Below are 18,203 nucleotides of genomic sequence, written 5' to 3'. Positions count from 1 at the left end.
TTCCTGATTACTTGGCGGCTTGCTTTTCAGCAAGGATGGTCTTGGCGCGGGCGATGTCACGGCGCGTGGTACGCAGCGTGTTCGTGTTACCCAGCTGTTGCGTGGCCTTCTGCATACGCAGACCAAAGTGAGCCTTTTGCAGGGACTTCACTTCGGCTTCCAGGCCGGCAACGTCTTTTTGGCGGAGTTCAGCAGCTTTCGTCATGTTGTTCTCCTTAGGCACCAATTTGACGGGACACGAAGGTCGTACGCAGCGGCAGCTTTGCAGCGGCCAGGCGGAACGCTTCACGAGCCAGCTCTTCAGGGACGCCCACGATTTCGTAGAGCACCTTGCCGGGCTGGATTTCGGCCACGTAGTACTCGGGGTTGCCCTTACCGTTACCCATACGCACTTCTGCGGGCTTGGTAGAGATTGGCTTGTCCGGGAACACGCGGATCCAGATACGACCGCCGCGCTTGACGTGACGCGAGATCGCGCGGCGAGCCGCTTCGATCTGACGTGCCGTCAGGCGACCACGGTCAGTGGACTTCAGGCCGAAGTCACCGAAAGCAACGGAGTTACCACGCGTTGCAATACCGGTGTTGCGACCCTTTTGCTCCTTGCGGTATTTGCGGCGAGCAGGTTGCAGCATCTTTATTCTCCTTTACCGTCCGCTGCTGTAGCGGGCGCGTCAGTCTTGCGAACGCGCTTAACGGAATCAGCGCCAGCGCCGGCGGGCTTGTCGCTGCCGTCTGCAGGTGCTGCGTTAGCGCCTGCGGGGCGGCGGGCACCACGGCCAGCACCGTCACGACGACCATCGCCGCGACCATCGCGACGGGGGCCGCGAGGACGACGCTCTTCTTCGGGGCGGGGGGTCTCGGCTGCCGGCAGGTCGTTACGACCCAGCGTGTCACCCTTGTAGACCCAGACCTTCACACCGATCACACCGTAGGTCGTCTTGGCTTCGGAGAAGCCATAGTCGATGTCGGCGCGCAGCGTGTGAAGTGGCACACGGCCTTCGCGGTACCACTCGCAGCGTGCAATTTCGATACCGTTCAGACGGCCCGAAGACATGATCTTGATGCCTTGGGCACCCAGACGCATGGCGTTTTGCATCGCACGCTTCATGGCGCGGCGGAACATGATGCGCTTTTCGAGCTGCTGGCAGATCGAGTCGGCGATCAGCTTGGCATCGATTTCAGGCTTGCGCACTTCTTCGATGTTCACAGCCACGGGCACGCCCAGACGGGTTGCGAGTTCCTTCTTCAGGTTCTCGATGTCCTCGCCCTTCTTGCCGATCACGACACCAGGACGTGCCGAGAAGATCGTGATGCGGGCGTTCTTTGCAGGACGCTCGATCAGGATGCGCGACACGGCGGCGTTCTTCAGCTTGGCCTTCAGGAACTCGCGCACCTTGATGTCTTCGGCCAGCATGCCGGCGAAGTCGCGGTTGCTTGCGTACCAACGGCTGGCCCAGTTGCGGCTAACAGCCAGGCGGAAGCCGGTAGGATGGATTTTCTGTCCCATATTCTTCCCAGGCCTTTCAGTTGCCAACCGTCACGTACACGTGGCACGTGGGCTTGCTGATGCGATTGCCGCGGCCCTTTGCACGCGCGGTGAAGCGCTTGAGCGTGGTGCCTTGTTCGACGAAGATGGTCTTGACCTTCAGTTCGTCGATGTCGGCGCCGTCGTTGTGCTCGGCGTTGGCGATGGCGGACTCGAGCACCTTCTTGATGATCACGGCAGCTTTTTTCTGCGTGAACGTCAGGATGTTCAGGGCTTGGTCCACTTTCTTGCCGCGGATCAGGTCCGCGACCAGGCGACCCTTGTCCACAGACAGGCGGACGCCACGGAGAACAGCACGTGTTTCAGACATGTTCTATTCCTTACTTCTTGGCTTTTTTGTCCGCCGGGTGACCCTTGAAGGTACGGGTCAGCGCGAATTCGCCGAGCTTGTGGCCGACCATCTGGTCAGTCACATACACGGGCACGTGCTGCTTGCCGTTGTGCACGGCAATGGTCAGACCGATGAACTCGGGCAGAACCATGGAGCGACGCGACCAGGTCTTGACGGGCTTCTTGTCCTTGGTGGCGACGGCCTTCTCGGCCTTTGCCAGCAAGTGATGGTCAACAAACGGACCCTTTTTAAGAGAACGAGTCATTTGCTACCCTTTACTTCTTACGACGCGACACAATCATCGACTGCGTGCGCTTGTTGTTACGGGTACGGTAGCCCTTCGTCAGGTTGCCCCATGGGTCAACAGCGTGACGACCTTCACCGGTCTTGCCTTCACCACCACCGTGCGGGTGATCGACAGGGTTCATCACCACGCCGCGAACGGTCGGGCGGATACCCATCCAGCGCTTCACACCGGCCTTGCCCAGACGGCGCAGGCTGTGCTCTTCGTTGGCGACTTCACCGATGGTCGCGCGGCATTCGATGTGCACCTTGCGCACTTCGCCGGAACGCATACGCACTTGGGCGTAGATGCCTTCACGGGCCAGCAGCGTAGCCGACGTACCTGCCGAACGGGCGATCTGCGCGCCAGCGCCGATCTTCAGTTCGATGCAGTGGATGGTCGAACCCACGGGGATGTTGCGGATCGGCAGGGTGTTGCCCACGCGGATCGGGGCTTCCGAACCGCTGACGATCGTTGCGCCGACTTCCAGGTTGCGCGGAGCAATGATGTAGCGACGCTCGCCGTCGGCATAGCACACCAGAGCGATGTGGGCCGTACGGTTGGGGTCGTACTCAATGCGCTCGACCTTGGCGGGGATGCCGTCCTTGGTGCGCTTGAAGTCCACCACGCGATAGTGGTGCTTGTGGCCACCGCCCTTGTGACGGGTGGTGATGTGACCGTTGTTGTTACGGCCCGACTTCTGGTGCTGAGGCTCCAGCAGGGGGGCGAAACCTGCACCCTTGTGCAGATGGTCACGCGTGACCTTGACCGTGCCGCGTTGGCCGGGGGTCGTCGGTTTGAGCTTGATAACAGCCATGATTACGCAGCCTCCCCGGACAGGTTCAGCTCTTGACCGGGCTTGAGCATCACGTAGGCCTTGCGAACGTGGTCGCGGCGGCCGGTGGTCTTGCCAAAGCGCTTGGTCTTGCCCTTGATGTTCACCACGGAGACACCAGCAACTTCCACCTTGAACATCAGTTCCACGGCGGCCTTGATTTCATGCTTGGTGGCGCTCTGCAGCACCTTGAACGTCACGGCGTTGGACTTCTCTGCAACCATGGTGGCCTTTTCGGACACAATGGGAGCAACCAACACCTGCATCAGACGACCTTCGTCAAACTTGAGCGTGCTCATTCGAACATCTCCTTGAGTTTGTCGATCGCACCCTTGGTGACGAGCACTTTCTTGTAGTGCACCAGCGACACGGGGTCGGCGTAGCGCGGCTCGACCACGAACACGTTCTTCAGATTGCGGGAAGCCAGGTACAGGTTCTCGTCGACTTCTTCAGCGATCACCATGACCGATTCCAGGTTCATGGCCTTGAACTTGTCGGCCAGCACCTTGGTCTTGGGGCTTTCGAGCTTGAGCGAGTCCACCACGGCCAGACGGCCTTCGCGGGCCAGCTGCGACAGGATGGCAACCATGCCGGCGCGGTACATCTTCTTGTTGATCTTCTGCGTGAAGTTTTCTTCAGGCAGATTCGGGAAGATGCGGCCGCCGCCACGCCACAGAGGCGAGGAGGACATACCGGCACGAGCACGGCCGGTGCCCTTTTGCTTGAACGGCTTGGCGGTCGTGTGACGAACCTGCTCGCGGTCCTTCTGAGCGCGAGTGCCCTGGCGTGCGTTGGCACGGTAGGCGATCACGATCTGGTGGACGAGGTCTTCGTTGAATTCACGGCCGAAAACAGTCTCGGGCGCATCAAACTTGGATGCGGCCTGGCCTTGTTCATTCAGGAGTTCGAGCTGCATTAGTTCGCTCCCTTGGAAGCTTTGGCCTTGATGGCGGGGCGCACCGTCACGAAGCCACCCTTGGAGCCCGGAACAGCGCCCTTGATCAAGAGCAGTTGGCGTGCTTCGTCAATGCGAACCACGTCGAGATTTTGGGTGGTGATGGTTTCATCGCCCATGTGGCCGGTCATCTTCTTGCCCGGGAACACGCGACCTGGATCCTGGGCCATCGAGATGGAGCCGGGAACATTGTGCGAACGGCTGTTGCCGTGCGAGGCGCGCTGCGAGCGGAAGTTGTGACGCTTGATGGTGCCGGCGAAGCCCTTACCGATGGAAGTGCCTTGCACGTCCACCTTCTGGCCCACCGAGAACAGCTCGGCGACGGGCAGGACGGAGCCTGCGGCGTACTTGCCAGCGGTTTCTTCGGTCACGCGGAATTCACCCATCACTTCACCGGCTTCGACACCTGCCTTGGCAAGGTGGCCGGCTTCTGGCTTGGTCACGCGAGATGCCTTGCGCGAACCGAAAGTGACCTGCAGGGCCACGTAGCCATCGTTCTCTTGGGTTTTGACCTGAGTCACGCGGTTGTTCGACACATCCACCACTGTGACAGGCACTGCGTCCCCATCATCAGTGAACAGACGCATCATGCCCACCTTGCGACCCAGCAACCCGAGGGAGTTGCTCAGACTCATTTGTTTGCTCCAAAACTTCCGCCGCTGAAACTGCAATTGGCCCAGCGTTGCGCTCCCGCCCCAGATGACCAAGGCCTTGCGCACGAAAGAAGGTTGATAAAACTTCGCTCAAGAAAGGCGAAGCCCCAAATTTTAACGCGAACTGCCTTTTCAAGCAAGTTCGCGTTAAATCAAAGCCCTTCAACGGCCCCGCAAGGGGCCTGTGAAGTACTTATTGCAGCTTGATCTCGACGTCCACACCTGCGGGCAGGTCCAGCTTCATCAGAGCGTCAACCGTCTTGTCAGTCGGGTCAACGATGTCCATCAGGCGCTGGTGAGTGCGGATTTCGAACTGGTCGCGGCTGGTCTTGTTGACGTGCGGCGAGCGCAGGATGTCGAAGCGCTTCATGCGTGTCGGCAGGGGCACGGGACCCTTGACGATGGCGCCGGTGCGCTTGGCAGTGTCAACGATTTCAGCAGCCGACTGGTCGATCAGCTTGTAGTCAAACGCCTTCAGGCGGATGCGGATTTTTTGCTTGGACATTGTGTATTCCTAGTTTTCTAAGAATTACGCAATGATCTTTGCAACCACGCCAGCGCCCACGGTACGGCCGCCTTCGCGGATAGCGAAGCGCAGACCTTCTTCCATGGCGATGGGGGCGATCAGCTTGACGGTGATCGACACGTTATCGCCAGGCATCACCATTTCCTTGTCGGCGGGCAGCTCGATGGAGCCGGTCACGTCGGTCGTGCGGAAATAGAACTGGGGACGGTAGTTGTTGAAGAACGGAGTGTGGCGACCACCTTCGTCCTTGGACAGCACGTACACCTCAGCCGTGAAGTGGGTGTGGGGCTTGATGGAGCCGGGCTTGCACAGCACTTGGCCGCGTTCCACGTCTTCACGCTTGGTGCCGCGCAGCAGCAGGCCCACGTTGTCGCCAGCCTGGCCTTGGTCCAGCAGCTTGCGGAACATTTCCACGCCGGTGACGATGGTCTTCTGGGTGTCGCGGATACCGACGATTTCGATTTCTTCGCCGACCTTGATGATGCCGCGCTCCACGCGACCGGTCACCACGGTGCCACGGCCGGAGATCGAGAACACGTCTTCCACGGGCATTGCGAAGGCACCGTCCACAGCGCGCTCGGGCGTGGGGATGTAGGTGTCCAGGGCTTCAGCCAGACGCAGGATGGCGGGCTCGCCCTTGTCGCTTGCGTCACCTTCCAGGGCCAGCTTGGCCGAGCCGCGGATGATGGGGGTGTCGTCGCCGGGGAAGTCGTACTTGGCCAGCAGCTCGCGCACTTCCATTTCGACCAGCTCCAGCAGCTCTTCGTCGTCCACCATGTCGCACTTGTTCAGGAACACGATGATGTAGGGCACGCCCACCTGACGAGCCAGCAGGATGTGCTCGCGGGTCTGGGGCATCGGGCCGTCAGCGGCCGAGCACACCAGGATAGCGCCGTCCATCTGAGCAGCGCCGGTGATCATGTTCTTGACGTAGTCGGCGTGGCCGGGGCAGTCAACGTGAGCGTAGTGGCGGTTGGCCGTTTCGTACTCGACGTGGGCGGTGTTGATCGTGATGCCGCGGGCCTTTTCTTCAGGTGCTGCGTCGATCTGGTCGTAAGCCTTGGCTTCGCCGCCGAACTTCTTGGACAGAACGGTGGCGATGGCAGCCGTCAGGGTCGTCTTGCCGTGGTCCACGTGACCGATGGTGCCCACGTTGACGTGGGGCTTGGTCCGCTCGAATTTTTCCTTTGCCATGATTTCTCCGAAAGAGCAAAACCTGTGTGATGTTTAAGGTCTGCATCCCATTGCTTGGTCGCCCCGCACAGGTGACAGGACGGCATGGGATCGCAGACCGGCAAAAATCGCAGCCCCTTTTCAGGGGCTGCGACTCAAAAGCCTTCGATTATACAAAAAGCCTTACTTGGCGCGAGCAGCCACGATGGCTTCGGCCACGTTGCGGGGAGCTTCGGCGTAGTGCTTGAACTCCATCGTGTACGTAGCGCGGCCTTGCGTCTGCGAACGCAGCGAAGTGGCGTAGCCGAACATTTCCGACAGCGGCACTTCGGCCTTGATGGACTTGCCACCGCCGGCCATGTCGTCCATGCCCTGCACCATGCCGCGACGCGAGGACAGGTCGCCCATCACGGTGCCGGCGTAGTCTTCAGGCGTCTCGACTTCCACGGCCATCATGGGCTCGAGGATGACGGGGCTGGCCTTCTTGGCGCCTTCCTTGAAGCCGAAGATGGCAGCCATCTTGAAGGCCATTTCGTTCGAGTCCACATCGTGGTACGAACCGAAGGTCAGGCGCACCTTGACGTCCACCACGGGGTAGCCGGCCAGCACGCCGGAAGTCAGCGCCTCGATCACGCCCTTCTCGACCGCAGGGATGTATTCGCGAGGAACCACACCGCCCTTGATTTCGTCGACGAACTCGAAGCCCTTGCCGGCTTCCTGGGGTTCCAGGGTCAGCACGACGTGGCCGTACTGACCCTTGCCGCCGGACTGGCGAACGAACTTGCCGTCCACATCGGTAACCTTCTGGCGAATGGTTTCGCGGTAGGCCACCTGGGGCTTGCCCACGTTGGCTTCCACGTTGAATTCGCGCTTCATGCGGTCAACGATGATTTCCAGGTGCAGCTCGCCCATGCCGGCGATGATGGTCTGGCCCGATTCTTCATCGGTGCGCACGCGGAAGGACGGATCTTCAGCAGCCAGGCGCGACAGGGCGATGCCCATCTTTTCCTGGTCGGCCTTGGACTTGGGCTCCACGGCCTGTGCAATCACGGGCTCGGGGAAGACCATGCGTTCCAGCACGATGGGAGCTTCGACGGCGCACAGCGTTTCGCCGGTGGTCACGTCCTTCAGGCCCACGCAGGCAGCGATGTCGCCGGCGCGGATTTCTTCGACTTCCACGCGCTCGTTGGCCATCATCTGCACGATACGGCCGATACGCTCCTTCTTGCCCTTGACCGAGTTGAACACGGTGTCGCCCTTGGTCAGGACGCCCGAGTACACGCGCACGAAGGTCAGTTGGCCGACGAACGGGTCGGTCATCAGCTTGAAGGCCAGGGCCGAGAACTTTTCGCCGTCGTCTGCCTTGCGGCTGAGCTTGGTTTCTTCGTTTTCGGGATCGGTACCAGTGACGTCAGGGATGTCCACAGGCGCCGGCAGGTAGTCGATCACGGCGTCCAGCATGCGCTGCACACCCTTGTTCTTGAAGGCGGTACCGCACAGCATGGGCTGGATTTCGGTAGCCAGCGTACGAGCGCGCAGGCCGGCCTTCACGTCTTCTTCGGACAGAGTACCTTCTTCCAGGTACTTGTTCATCAGGTCTTCGCTGGCTTCGGCAGCGGCTTCCACGAGATTTTCACGCCACTTGTTGGCGGTCTCCACCAGCTCGGCGGGGATTTCGTGGTATTCGAACTTCATGCCTTGCGAGGCTTCGTCCCAGATGATGGCCTTCATCTTGACGAGGTCGACCACGCCCTTGAAGTTTTCTTCGGCACCGATCGGGATCACGACGGGCACGGGGTTGGCCTTCAGGCGCAGCTTCATCTGCTCGACGACCTTGAAGAAGTTGGCGCCGGTACGGTCCATCTTGTTCACGAAGGCCAGACGAGGCACCTTGTACTTGTTGGCCTGACGCCACACGGTTTCCGACTGGGGCTGCACGCCGCCCACGGCGCAGTACACCATGCAGGCGCCGTCCAGCACGCGCATGGAACGCTCCACCTCAATGGTGAAGTCCACGTGGCCGGGGGTGTCGATGATGTTGAAACGGTGCTCGGGGTAGGACAGGTCCATGCCCTTCCAGAAGCAGGTCACTGCAGCGGAAGTGATGGTGATGCCGCGCTCTTGCTCTTGCTCCATCCAGTCGGTCGTAGCAGCGCCGTCGTGCACTTCGCCCAGCTTGTGGGTCACACCGGTGTAGAACAGGATACGTTCGGTGGTGGTGGTTTTGCCGGCGTCGATGTGGGCGGAGATACCGATATTGCGGTAGCGCTCGATGGGGGTCTTGCGAGCCATGATGGATCCTTGATTGATCGTATGGAGGGAGTCTCTGCCCGTTCCAGCCTCATGGTGCAGACGGACAGCAGTCTTATCTGGGGATGCTCCTAATCGAGACAAGGCCGCAGGCAAAAATGCATGCGGCCCGTCTGATCAGGAGCGAAGCGCTCTTAGAAGCGGAAGTGGCTGAACGCCTTGTTGGCTTCGGCCATGCGGTGCACTTCGTCACGGCGCTTCATGGCGCCGCCACGGCCTTCGGTGGCCTCGAGCAGCTCGTTGGCCAGGCGCTGGGCCATGGACTTCTCGCCGCGCTTGCGTGCAGCTTCCTTCAGCCAACGCATGGACAGGGCCAGGCGACGCACGGGACGCACTTCGACGGGCACCTGGTAGTTGGCACCGCCGACGCGGCGGGACTTCACTTCGACCATGGGCTTCACGTTGTTGATGGCAACGATGAAGGCTTCCAGCGGGTCTTTGTCAGGGTGCTTCTTTTGAATCAGGTCCAGGGCACCGTAGATGATGCGTTCTGCGACCGCCTTCTTGCCGCCTTCCATGATCACGTTCATGAACTTGGACAGCTCGACATTGCCGAACTTGGGATCCGGCAGGATTTCACGTTTGGGGACTTCGCGACGACGTGGCATTTTTTACCTCTATCTTGCTTCAGTTGGCGTCTTTTCAGACACCGCGAGAGCCAACAGGACTCCCACTTACTCGACCCGCGCAAAACACTTGCGTTTGGGGTCACTACGCTGGATCTCGCGCCACGCGGGATACAGCACCTTCTTCGAAAAAACGCAGGGCTTACTTGGCCTTGGGCTTCTTCGCGCCGTACTTGGAACGGGCTTGCTTGCGGTCCTTGACGCCTTGCAGGTCAAGGGAGCCACGCACGATGTGGTAACGCACACCGGGCAAGTCCTTCACACGGCCGCCGCGCACCAGCACAACGCTGTGCTCTTGCAGGTTGTGGCCTTCACCACCGATGTAGGAGATGACCTCGAAGCCGTTGGTCAGGCGCACCTTGGCAACCTTACGCAGAGCGGAGTTAGGCTTCTTGGGCGTCGTGGTGTACACACGGGTGCACACGCCGCGGCGCTGAGGGCAGTTTTCCATAGCAGGGCTCTTGGATTTGACAACTTCGACCGTGCGGCCCTGACGCACGAGTTGGTTAATGGTTGGCATTAATAAACGTCCCTAAACGTGAATTGCTTGCGAAAAGCGAAAACGTGAATCCCTTCGGAAATTCCGAAAAGCCCTCGACTGTACCAGCTTGCAGGAGATCGCACAACTGCACCCCCTTCAAGCCGGTACGCGATGGCCTGCGCGACAGGCGCGGGGCTTACTTGATCCAGAGGCGGATCGCATCCCAGGCACGGCCGAAGAAGCCTGCCTGCTCCACGCCTTCAAGCGCCACCAGCGGCACTTCGGCCACGGTGTCGGCCCCCAGCTTGACCTTGAGCGTGCCCATGGCCTGGCCCTTGGTGAACGGAGCGATCAGCGGGTCCTGGCGCACGACTTCGGTGCTCAGCTTGCCGCCACTGCCGGCCGGCACGGTGACCACGATGGGCGTGGTGCGGCCGATCTTGACGGTGCCCGCCTTGCCCTTCCAGACCTCGGGCGTGGCCACGGCCTGCTCGGCGTCGAACAGCTTGACCGAGTCGAAGGCCGCATAGCCCCAGTTCAGCAGCTTCTGGCTTTCATTGGCGCGCGCGTTCTCGCTGGCGGCGCCCAGCACGATGGAGATCAGGCGGCGGCTGCCCACGTTGGGCAGATCGCGCTTGGCCGTGGCCACCAGGCAGTAGCCGGCCGCAGCGGTGTGGCCGGTCTTGAGGCCGTCCACGGTCGGGTCGCGGAACAGCAGCGAGTTGCGGTTGGTGCCGTTGGAGGCCGGCGTGCCCGGGTAGAAGTACTTCTTGGTCGAGTAGTAGTGCATGTACTCGGGGAAGTCCTGCATCAGCCGCTGCGCGAGGATGGACAGGTCGCGCGCCGTGGTCAGGTGGCCGGGCTCGGTCAGGCCTTCGGGGTTCTTGTAGCTGGTGTTCTTCATGCCCAGCGCCTTGGCCTGCTCGTTCATGAGCCGCACGAAGTTCTCGGCCGAGCCGCCCACGCCTTCGGCCAGGGCCATGGTGGCGTCGTTGCCGGACTGCACGATCATGCCCTTGATCAGGTCATCCACCGGCACCTGCATCTTGGGGTCGATGAACATGCGCGAGCCCGGCATCTTCCAGGCGCGCTCGCTGACGGGCAGGCGCTGCTCCAGCGTGATCTTCTTGGCGCGCAGTGCGTCGAAGACCAGGTAGCCGGTCATGAGCTTGGTCAGCGAGGCCTGCTCGATGGGCGCATCGATGTCCTTGGCACCCAGCACCTGGTTGGCGGTGACATCGACCAGCAGATAGTTGCGCGCCGCGATCTCGGGCGGCTGGGGCGGGGTGATCTGCGCCAGCGCCAGGGCCGGCGCCATGGCCGCTGCCAGTGCCAGGACTCGCAGCGTGGAGGAAATGGGCTTCATGAGGAAAACTCTCGCTAAAGGGCAGGTAAAGCAGGAAAGGCGGAAGATGCCCGCCGGCTGGGGCGGGCCTATTGAGCAGCGGCGCGGGCCGCTAGGGAAGTGAGCGCAAATGGCGGACCACGAGACTCTTGAGCAGCGGCAATTGTCCGTGAAAGAAATGACCGCCCCCGGGCACGACGGTAACAGGCAGTATCTGCGAGCGCGCCCAGTCCATGACGGCCGACAGCGGCACCGTGTCATCGGCCTCGCCGTGCACCACCAATGTCCGGTCATGGGCTTCGGGCGGCACGGGGGCCACCGAGAAACGGCTGGCCGCCGTGCCCACCAGCACAGCCTTTTCCACCCGGCCTTCATTCCACAGGCCCGCCAGCACATGGCTGGTGACGAAGGCGCCGAAGGAAAAGCCCGCCAGCGCGATCGGCCCTTCGGGAGCGACCTGGCGGACCACGGACAGCATGTCCTCGGCCTCGCCGATGCCTGCGTCGTGCTCGCCGGCACTGGCACCCACGCCACGGAAGTTGAAGCGTACGGCCGTGTAGCCGCACTGCACGAAGGCCCGCGCCAGGGTCTGCACCACCTTGTTGTCCATGGTGCCGCCAAACAGCGGATGGGGGTGGGCGATGATGGCCACGCCGCGCGCAGTCGCATCGGCGGCCGGCGCGTCGCGCAGGGCCTCCACGGCCCCGGCAAGGCCGGTCAGGGTCAAACGTTCGGTCTGCGCATTCACAATCGCTATCCTAGTAGTAGCAGCCAGTCCAAGCTGACAAAGCACTGATGCCCGGAAAGGCCCAAAGTTCCAGCCGGTGTTCAGCGGCCCACGTCGGGCGGCAGCAGCAGGCGCTCCACGGGCTGGCCGTTCTTGAGATGGGACTCGACGATCTCGTCGATATCGGTCTCGTCCACAAAGGTGTACCAGGTGCCTTCGGGGTAGACCACGGCCACGGGCCCGCCCGCGCAGCGGTCCAGGCAGCCGGCCTTGTTCACGCGAACCTGGCCCTTGCCGGCCAGGCCCAGCTGCTTGACCTGCTTCTTGCAGTGGTCGAAGCCTGCCTTGGCGCCGTGCAGCGCACAGCAGTCCTCGCCGCCAGGCCTCTCGTTGAGGCAAAAGAAGATGTGGCGCGCATAGTAGTTGCCTGCGCCTTGCTGGCCGCCTTCGGCCCCGGGACGTGGGTTTTCGCTCATGCAGCGGATTCTAGGCCTGCGTCTGCTGCCCCGAAGGCGCCGGGGGCGCTGAAGGTGCAGGCGGCAGCGGCCCTGCATCGCGGCGCGCCACCCTGAGCAGCACGTAGACCAGGGTGGCATAGGGCCACAGCCAGCCCAGCCACTGGCCCAGCCCGTAGAAGCGGATGAAACGCCCCTGCTCCCAGGCCTGCAGCGTCTCGGAGAAATAGGCACTGGTGGGCGCCTGGTTCAGGATGCTCAGTTGCAGCACCAGCACCAGCATCAGCAGGGCTGCACAGGCGCGGCGCGGCAGCGGCAGGGCCACCATGGCCAGGCCCACGCCCCCCCATACGCCCATGCGCACCGGCAGGTCCACCCACTCCCAGGCATGGGCAGGCCCCCAGCTCAGCGCGGCTGACATCGCCGAGACCGCGATGCCGATCACGATGGCCGAGCCCGCCAGCACGGCGCGCCGGCCCATGTGGCGCATCACGCAATAGGCCAGCAGGCAGGGCACCCACAGGCCCAGCATCACGCACAGCATCTCGGTCACGGGCGACAGCGGCGTCAGGGCCGACTCGCGCAGCGGCAGCCACATGAGAAAGGGCGTGCCTTCGAGCAGGTCCAGCAGGCCCTGCTCCAGCCGCTCCAGCACCTGGCCCAAACCGAAGGGCACGGCGGCGGGAAAGAGCAGCGCCCAGGGCCACAGCGCCAGCAGCACCATGGCGCCGCCGCCATCCTCGCCCAGCCAATGGGTGCGAAAGGCGCTCCAGCGCGCCAGGGCGCCCAGGCGCTCCAGCAGCAGCGCCACCAGCGCGCCCAACAAGGTGCCGCCCGCATTGAGCACCAGATCCAGGTTGGAGGGAACGCGCCGCGGCAGGTAGATCTGCAGGAACTCCATGGACAGCGACAGCAGGGTGCCTGCCAGCGCCGCCAGCGGCACGGCCGCGCGCGGGCTGCCGCTGCGCACCAGGGCCAGCGCCAGGAAAAAGCCCAGCGGCGCGTAGCCGACGATATTGGTATTGACGTCGAACCAGGTCCAGTACGGCGGCGGGATCTTTGCCGTCAGGAAGACCAGCGGATCAATGCCCTGGGCACGCCAGCCATCGAAGGGAAACAGGCTGGCGAAAACGATGAGCACCGCATAGACCAGTGCCAGCGGCCAGGCCGAAGTCTTTTGCACCACGCCCTGCCTCCCTCTTCGTTGGAACGGTTTCTCAGAAAGGTTTGACGACCACCAGGATGACGATGGCCGCCAGCAGCAGCACCGGCACCTCGTTGAAGAAGCGGAACCAGCGGTGGCTGTGCTGGTCCCGGTTGTCGATCAGCTTGCGCAGCAGGCGCCCGCAGGCATGGTGGTAGCCGATGACCAGCAGCACGCCGGCCAGTTTGGCATGCATCCAGCCGTTGCCCGGCCCCTTGCCGATGCCGTAGCCCAGGTACAGCCACAGGCCCAGGCCCAATGCGGGCACGGCCAGCAGCGTGGTGAAGCGCAGCAGCTTGCGTGCCATGAGCAGCAGGCGCTCGCGCTCGGCCACCGAGCCGGGCGTGACCATGGCCACATTGACGAAGATGCGAGGCAGATAGAACAGGCCCGCGAACCAGCTTGCCACGAAAACGATATGAAAGGCTTTGACCCACAGCATGCGGGCAGTGTACGTGCGTACAGGGGTGCGCCAGGCTGCGCAGGCGCAAAAGCCGAGTCCCGCGTGCCGGCGTCGTCGCCGGGGTTGCGGGGCCTGCGGCGGGAATGGGGCACAATTTTCGGCATGCATCTGTCCAGCCCCACCCCCTTCCCGCTCAACCGCCCCCGCCGCCTGCGCCGCGACGCCTTCACGCGCAATCTGGTGCGCGAGAACGTGCTCACGGCCCATGACTTCATCTACCCCGTGTTCGTGCACGAAGGCACGAACCAGCGCGAGGCCGTGCCCTCCATGCCCGGCGTGGACCGCCTGAGCCTGGACCTGCTGCTGCCCGTGGCAGAGCAATGCGTGCAGCTGGAGATCCCTTTCCTGGCGCTGTTCCCCGCCATCGAGACCTCGCTGAAGACGCCCGACGGCAAGGAGGCGCTCAACCCCGACGGCCTGATCCCGCGCGTGGTGCGGGCGCTCAAGAAGGAGTTCCCGCAACTGGGCGTGATGACCGACGTGGCCCTGGACCCCTACACCAGCCACGGCCAGGACGGCATCCTCGACGAGTCCGGCTACATCATCAATGACGAGACCGTGCAGGTCCTGGTGGGCCAGGCCCTCACCCATGCCGAGGCCGGCGTGGACATGGTGGCGCCCAGCGACATGATGGACGGCCGCATCGGCGCCATCCGCGAGGCGCTGGAGGCCCACGGCCACATCCACACCCGCATCATGGCCTACAGCGCCAAGTACGCCAGCGCCTTCTACGGCCCGTTCCGCGATGCCGTGGGCACGCGCGGCGCGCTGGGCAAGGCCGACAAGAACGTCTACCAGATGGACCCCGCCAACACCGACGAGGCCCTGCGCGAAGTCGCCCAGGACCTGGCCGAAGGCGCCGACATGGTCATGGTCAAGCCCGGCATGCCGTACCTGGACGTGGTGCGCCGCGTCAAGGACGAGTTCGGCGTGCCCACCTTCGCCTACCAGGTCAGCGGCGAGTACGCCATGCTCAAGGCCGCCGCCGCCAACGGCTGGCTGGACCATGACCAGGTGATGATGGAATCGCTGCTGGCCTTCAAGCGCGCGGGTGCCGACGGCATCCTGACCTACTTCGCCATCGACGCCGCGCGCAAGCTGCGCGGCTGAACGCATGCCGCCGGTGACGCCGCCCACGGGCACGGGAGCCGCTCCCCCAGCCGGGAACGCCAGGAACATGCGCATCTTCCACCTGCAGCCGGGCGGCGCCACCGAACTGGCCGCCCTGCCCGACCAGGCGCCCGCGCAGGGATTCGTCTGGATCTCCTGCACCCGCGCCACCTTGCAGGAGCGGCTGGCCGAGGTGCAGCGCACGCTGCAGCTGCTGTCGGGCCAGCAGCTGGTGGACCTGCATGTCTCGGACCTGCTCAACGCCCAGCTGCCCTCGCGCTACGACTACACCTCGCAGTACGACCTGCTGGTGTTTCGCCGCCTGGCCAGCGGGCAGGCACGTGCCGCCCCGCAGGCCGGCACGGCCTCTTCGCCTGCGGCGCAGGCGCTGCCCCCCTCACCTCCCGTGCGCCGCACAGGTCCGCCCGTGCTGCGCAACATCGACACCAGCCCCGTGGGCTTTGCCATGTTCGATCAGGTGCTGCTGTCCGTGCACCCCGACGACTGCACCGTGCGCGACGCCTATGCCGCGCGGCTGCTGGCCGCCGTGCCCAATGACCCGCGCGAGGGACGGCTGAACCCCACCTCCGGCACGCGGCTGCCTGCCAGCCCGGCCGACCTCATGCTGCGCGTGGTCAACCTCATCGTGGACGGCTTCCTGGACCTGCGCCGCGAACTGTCGCGCCAGCTGGACCACTGGCAGACCGAGCTGCTGCGCCCGCGCACGCGCTTTGCCAACTGGGGGGCGCTGCTGGACGCACGGCTGGCCCTGCATGAGCTGGACGAAGTCTGCGAAGACCAGCGCGCCGCCGTGCAGGACTGGACGGACGCGCTGGAGACCTGGACGCCGCCTGAAGATGCGGCGGCGCTGCGCGAGCTGGACCTGCTCAAGGTGCGCAGCCGCGACGTGCTGGAACACATAGAGCGCGTGGTCCACCACGTGCGGCGGCTGGAGCAAAGCACCGAGACCGTGGTGCAGATGCATTTTTCGGTGCAGAGCAACCGCACCAACGACATCATGCGCACGCTGACCGCGCTGACGGCCGTGTTCCTGCCGCTGAACCTGATTGCCGGCATCTTCGGCATGAACTTCGAGTTCATCCCCCTGGTGCACAAGCAGGACGGCTTCTGGTGGGCCATGGGCTCGATGATGGCGATTGCCGTGGGCCTGACCATGTTCTTCTGGCGCAAGCGCTACATGGCGCGCACGGCGCAGGGCTAGGGCCCCGCCCGCTCCAGCGGCATCCACAGCGTGAAGCGATTGCCGCCGGCCAGCGGCGCCCAGTCCAGCCGCGCCTGCAGCGCCAGCGCGCGTGTGCGCATGTTCACCAGTCCCTTGCGGCCCTCGGTGGGTGCCCGGGCGCGGTCGAAGGGGTGGCCGTCGTCCTCCACCAGCACCTGCACGCCGGCCCGGCCGTCCAGCGGGGCCTGGGCCGTGCGCACCGTGATCTCGCGCGCGCCGCTGTGCTTGATGATGTTGGTCAGCACCTCCTGCAGGATGCGCAGCACATGCAGAGCGGCCTGCGCGTCCAGCCAGGGCAGCGCGGGCAGGTCGCTCACCTCCCAGTGCAGCCGCAGCCCCGCCCCCTCCAGGCGCGGCCCCAGCCGGTAGCGCAGCCCGGCCAGCAGCGCCAGCAGGTCGCAGTCCAGCGGCTCCAGCGAGTCGATGGACAGCTTCAGGTCATCGATGCACTCCTGCAGCAGTTGCACCAGGTCCACCGTGCCGGCCTGGTTGAACTCCACCACGCGCAGCGCGCTCATCAGCGAAGAGCCCACGCCGTCGTGCATCTCGCGCATCAGGCGCTGGCGCTCCTGCATCAGCGTCTGCTCGCGCTCCACGGCCAGCAGGCGTTCATGGGCCTGGGCCAGCTCCGCCTCCTGGGCCTTGAGCCGTTCCGCCAGATGCAGGTTGGCGTTCTCTGCCACGGCCAGCGCGCCGTTGTAGCGCCGGTAGGCCACCAGCAGGAACAGCGTGAACAGCCCCAGGTACACATAGGGCGTGAGGTAGATGCTCTCTATGCTGATCAGGTAGCTCTGCAGCGCCAGGTCATGGAAGCCGATGGGAAACGACAGCAGCATCCACACCGCCAGCATGGTGCTGCCGCCATCGCGCATGCGCCAGGCGCCCGCCACGGCCATGCACAGCACCAGGATCTCCGGCGGCACCATCAGCAGCCGCAGCAGCGGCAGGATGGTCTCGTGCGCCGGCCCCCACAGCGGCACCGCCACCAGCAGCACCGTGCCCACATAGCCCTGCAGCACCCGGCCCAGCCATGGCCGGCGCCTGCGCTGCATCAGGCACAGGAAATGGAAGGCCGCCACCGTGGCGCCCATGAGGCCGGCCAGCGTCAGCCAGGAGAACCAGCCGTCCGACAGGGCCAGCCCCTCGCCGTCCACCATGAACTGCAGCGAGCCCAGCAACTGGCACAGCGACATCAGGAAGAACAGCAGGAACACCACATCCCCGCGCCGCCGCTGCAGCGCCCACAGCGCCAGCGCGAACAGGCCCAGCACCAGGTAGGAGCCCGCCGTGTAGACCACCAGATCGGCCTGGAGCAGGCTGCGCAGCCGCCAGGACAGCCGCAGCGACTCGGCCGGCCCCGCCCACAGGCTGGACAGCGCCCCGCCCACGCCCTGCTGGCTGGCCATGCGCACATGCACCTGCAGCGGTCTGCCCGGCTGCGCCAGCCCGCCCAGGTCCAGCCACACCGGCCGGTTGAAACTGTTCCACACCCGGCTGCCGCGCGTCTGCCAGGCCAGCTTCCCATCCACATACACCGCCACCGTGCCCACCGTCTGCCAGCGCGGGATATACAGGCGCGCGCCCTGCGGCGTAGGCACCAGGGCTTCAGGCGGCACCACGGCGCGGAACCAGCGCACCTCGGGCGGCGCCGCTGCCAGGTCGCCGCTGCCCGACACGGCCCTGTCGCCCCCATAGGGCAGGTCCACATCGCTCCACGGCGTCGATGCATCCAGCACCGCGTCGTCGGCCGACGCAAGCGCCGCAGGCGGCGCCCAGTGCGGGCTGTCCGACCGCCACAGCTGCGCCTGGCGCAGTTGCACCGCTTCACCTGCGACGGGGCCACGCAGCCCGAATGCCCCCGCCAGCAGCATCGCCAGCGCCACCAATCCCGCCGAAACCAGCAAGACCCTCCCCTGCAGCAGCGGCTGCGTCATCTG

Annotated in this window: 22 protein-coding genes; 2 read left to right on the top strand and 20 right to left on the bottom strand. The window is 64.2% G+C overall.

Features of this window, described 5'->3' with window-relative positions:
• Positions 1-7: 7 nt before the first annotated feature.
• The 19 genes from rpmC to U6958_RS03950 form a co-directional block, all read right to left on the bottom strand.
• Positions 8-205, bottom strand: coding sequence for a 50S ribosomal protein L29 (rpmC, locus tag U6958_RS04040; protein WP_012202337.1), 198 nt, complete (start codon positions 203-205; stop codon positions 8-10).
• Positions 206-215: 10 nt separating this feature from the next.
• Entirely contained in the window at positions 216-632 is a 417-nt protein-coding gene (gene rplP, locus U6958_RS04035) for a 50S ribosomal protein L16 (protein WP_012202336.1), read from the bottom strand.
• A 2-nt stretch (positions 633-634) separates the two neighbouring features.
• Positions 635-1,507 (bottom strand): 30S ribosomal protein S3, encoded by an 873-nt coding sequence (rpsC, locus tag U6958_RS04030; RefSeq protein ID WP_012202335.1) that lies wholly within the window; start codon positions 1,505-1,507, stop codon positions 635-637.
• Positions 1,508-1,523: 16 nt separating this feature from the next.
• A complete protein-coding gene (gene rplV, locus U6958_RS04025) occupies positions 1,524-1,856 on the bottom strand; it encodes a 50S ribosomal protein L22 (RefSeq protein ID WP_012202334.1) in 333 nt (110 codons plus the stop codon).
• Between the two features lie 10 nt (positions 1,857-1,866).
• On the bottom strand, positions 1,867-2,142 hold the full coding sequence (gene rpsS / locus U6958_RS04020) for a 30S ribosomal protein S19 (protein ID WP_012202333.1): 276 nt from the start codon (positions 2,140-2,142) through the stop codon (positions 1,867-1,869).
• 10 nt (positions 2,143-2,152) lie between these two features.
• Positions 2,153-2,977, bottom strand: coding sequence for a 50S ribosomal protein L2 (rplB, locus tag U6958_RS04015; RefSeq protein ID WP_012202332.1), 825 nt, complete (start codon positions 2,975-2,977; stop codon positions 2,153-2,155).
• Between the two features lie 2 nt (positions 2,978-2,979).
• Positions 2,980-3,294, bottom strand: a complete 315-nt coding sequence (rplW, locus tag U6958_RS04010) for a 50S ribosomal protein L23 (protein ID WP_012202331.1) — start codon at positions 3,292-3,294, stop codon at positions 2,980-2,982.
• Positions 3,291-3,911, bottom strand: coding sequence for a 50S ribosomal protein L4 (rplD, locus tag U6958_RS04005; RefSeq protein ID WP_012202330.1), 621 nt, complete (start codon positions 3,909-3,911; stop codon positions 3,291-3,293). The genes rplW and rplD overlap by 4 nt, the downstream gene beginning before the upstream one ends.
• On the bottom strand, positions 3,911-4,585 hold the full coding sequence (gene rplC / locus U6958_RS04000) for a 50S ribosomal protein L3 (RefSeq protein ID WP_012202329.1): 675 nt from the start codon (positions 4,583-4,585) through the stop codon (positions 3,911-3,913). Before rplC ends, rplD begins: the two co-directional genes overlap by 1 nt.
• Positions 4,586-4,796: 211 nt before the next feature.
• Positions 4,797-5,108, bottom strand: a complete 312-nt coding sequence (gene rpsJ, locus U6958_RS03995) for a 30S ribosomal protein S10 (protein WP_003059431.1) — start codon at positions 5,106-5,108, stop codon at positions 4,797-4,799.
• 24 nt (positions 5,109-5,132) lie between these two features.
• Positions 5,133-6,323 carry an elongation factor Tu gene (gene tuf, locus U6958_RS03990; RefSeq protein ID WP_016448514.1) on the bottom strand — a complete coding sequence of 397 codons (1,191 nt, stop codon included), beginning with the start codon at positions 6,321-6,323 and terminating at the stop codon, positions 5,133-5,135.
• Between the two features lie 162 nt (positions 6,324-6,485).
• On the bottom strand, positions 6,486-8,594 hold the full coding sequence (gene fusA / locus U6958_RS03985) for an elongation factor G (RefSeq protein ID WP_016448515.1): 2,109 nt from the start codon (positions 8,592-8,594) through the stop codon (positions 6,486-6,488).
• Between the two features lie 152 nt (positions 8,595-8,746).
• Positions 8,747-9,220 carry a 30S ribosomal protein S7 gene (gene rpsG / locus U6958_RS03980; protein ID WP_016448516.1) on the bottom strand — a complete coding sequence of 158 codons (474 nt, stop codon included), beginning with the start codon at positions 9,218-9,220 and terminating at the stop codon, positions 8,747-8,749.
• A 160-nt stretch (positions 9,221-9,380) separates the two neighbouring features.
• Positions 9,381-9,758 carry a 30S ribosomal protein S12 gene (gene rpsL, locus U6958_RS03975; protein ID WP_003059441.1) on the bottom strand — a complete coding sequence of 126 codons (378 nt, stop codon included), beginning with the start codon at positions 9,756-9,758 and terminating at the stop codon, positions 9,381-9,383.
• A 157-nt stretch (positions 9,759-9,915) separates the two neighbouring features.
• Positions 9,916-11,085 (bottom strand): D-alanyl-D-alanine carboxypeptidase family protein, encoded by a 1,170-nt coding sequence (locus tag U6958_RS03970; RefSeq protein WP_016453570.1) that lies wholly within the window; start codon positions 11,083-11,085, stop codon positions 9,916-9,918.
• Positions 11,086-11,176: 91 nt separating this feature from the next.
• Positions 11,177-11,812 carry an alpha/beta hydrolase gene (locus tag U6958_RS03965; protein ID WP_016448518.1) on the bottom strand — a complete coding sequence of 212 codons (636 nt, stop codon included), beginning with the start codon at positions 11,810-11,812 and terminating at the stop codon, positions 11,177-11,179.
• Positions 11,813-11,892: 80 nt separating this feature from the next.
• Positions 11,893-12,267: a ferredoxin gene (locus U6958_RS03960; protein ID WP_016448519.1), complete on the bottom strand. Its 375-nt coding sequence runs from the start codon at positions 12,265-12,267 to the stop codon at positions 11,893-11,895.
• A gap of 10 nt (positions 12,268-12,277) precedes the next feature.
• Positions 12,278-13,432, bottom strand: coding sequence for a VanZ family protein (locus tag U6958_RS03955; protein WP_074922622.1), 1,155 nt, complete (start codon positions 13,430-13,432; stop codon positions 12,278-12,280).
• A 31-nt stretch (positions 13,433-13,463) separates the two neighbouring features.
• On the bottom strand, positions 13,464-13,892 hold the full coding sequence (locus tag U6958_RS03950) for a CopD family protein (RefSeq protein WP_016453572.1): 429 nt from the start codon (positions 13,890-13,892) through the stop codon (positions 13,464-13,466).
• A 123-nt stretch (positions 13,893-14,015) separates the two neighbouring features.
• On the opposite strand from U6958_RS03950, the gene hemB reads away from it, so the two are divergent.
• Together hemB and U6958_RS03940 are read left to right on the top strand one after the other, a co-directional pair.
• Positions 14,016-15,023, top strand: coding sequence for a porphobilinogen synthase (hemB, locus tag U6958_RS03945; RefSeq protein ID WP_034347899.1), 1,008 nt, complete (start codon positions 14,016-14,018; stop codon positions 15,021-15,023).
• Between the two features lie 4 nt (positions 15,024-15,027).
• The gene (locus tag U6958_RS03940) at positions 15,028-16,245 is read left to right on the top strand and encodes a magnesium transporter CorA family protein (protein WP_074922621.1); all 1,218 of its coding nucleotides are present in this window, start codon (positions 15,028-15,030) and stop codon (positions 16,243-16,245) included.
• Here U6958_RS03940 and U6958_RS03935 read toward each other — a convergent pair.
• Positions 16,242-18,200 (bottom strand): ATP-binding protein, encoded by a 1,959-nt coding sequence (locus tag U6958_RS03935; RefSeq protein ID WP_074922620.1) that lies wholly within the window; start codon positions 18,198-18,200, stop codon positions 16,242-16,244. The genes U6958_RS03940 and U6958_RS03935 overlap by 4 nt on opposite strands.
• Between the last annotated feature and the right edge of the window lie 3 nt (positions 18,201-18,203).

It is taken from the genome of Delftia lacustris (assembly GCF_040267515.1).
Lineage (GTDB): Bacteria > Pseudomonadota > Gammaproteobacteria > Burkholderiales > Burkholderiaceae_C > Comamonas > Comamonas tsuruhatensis.
Note: the sequence above shows the minus strand (reverse complement) of the source record. Positions and strands in the feature narration are given on the sequence as shown.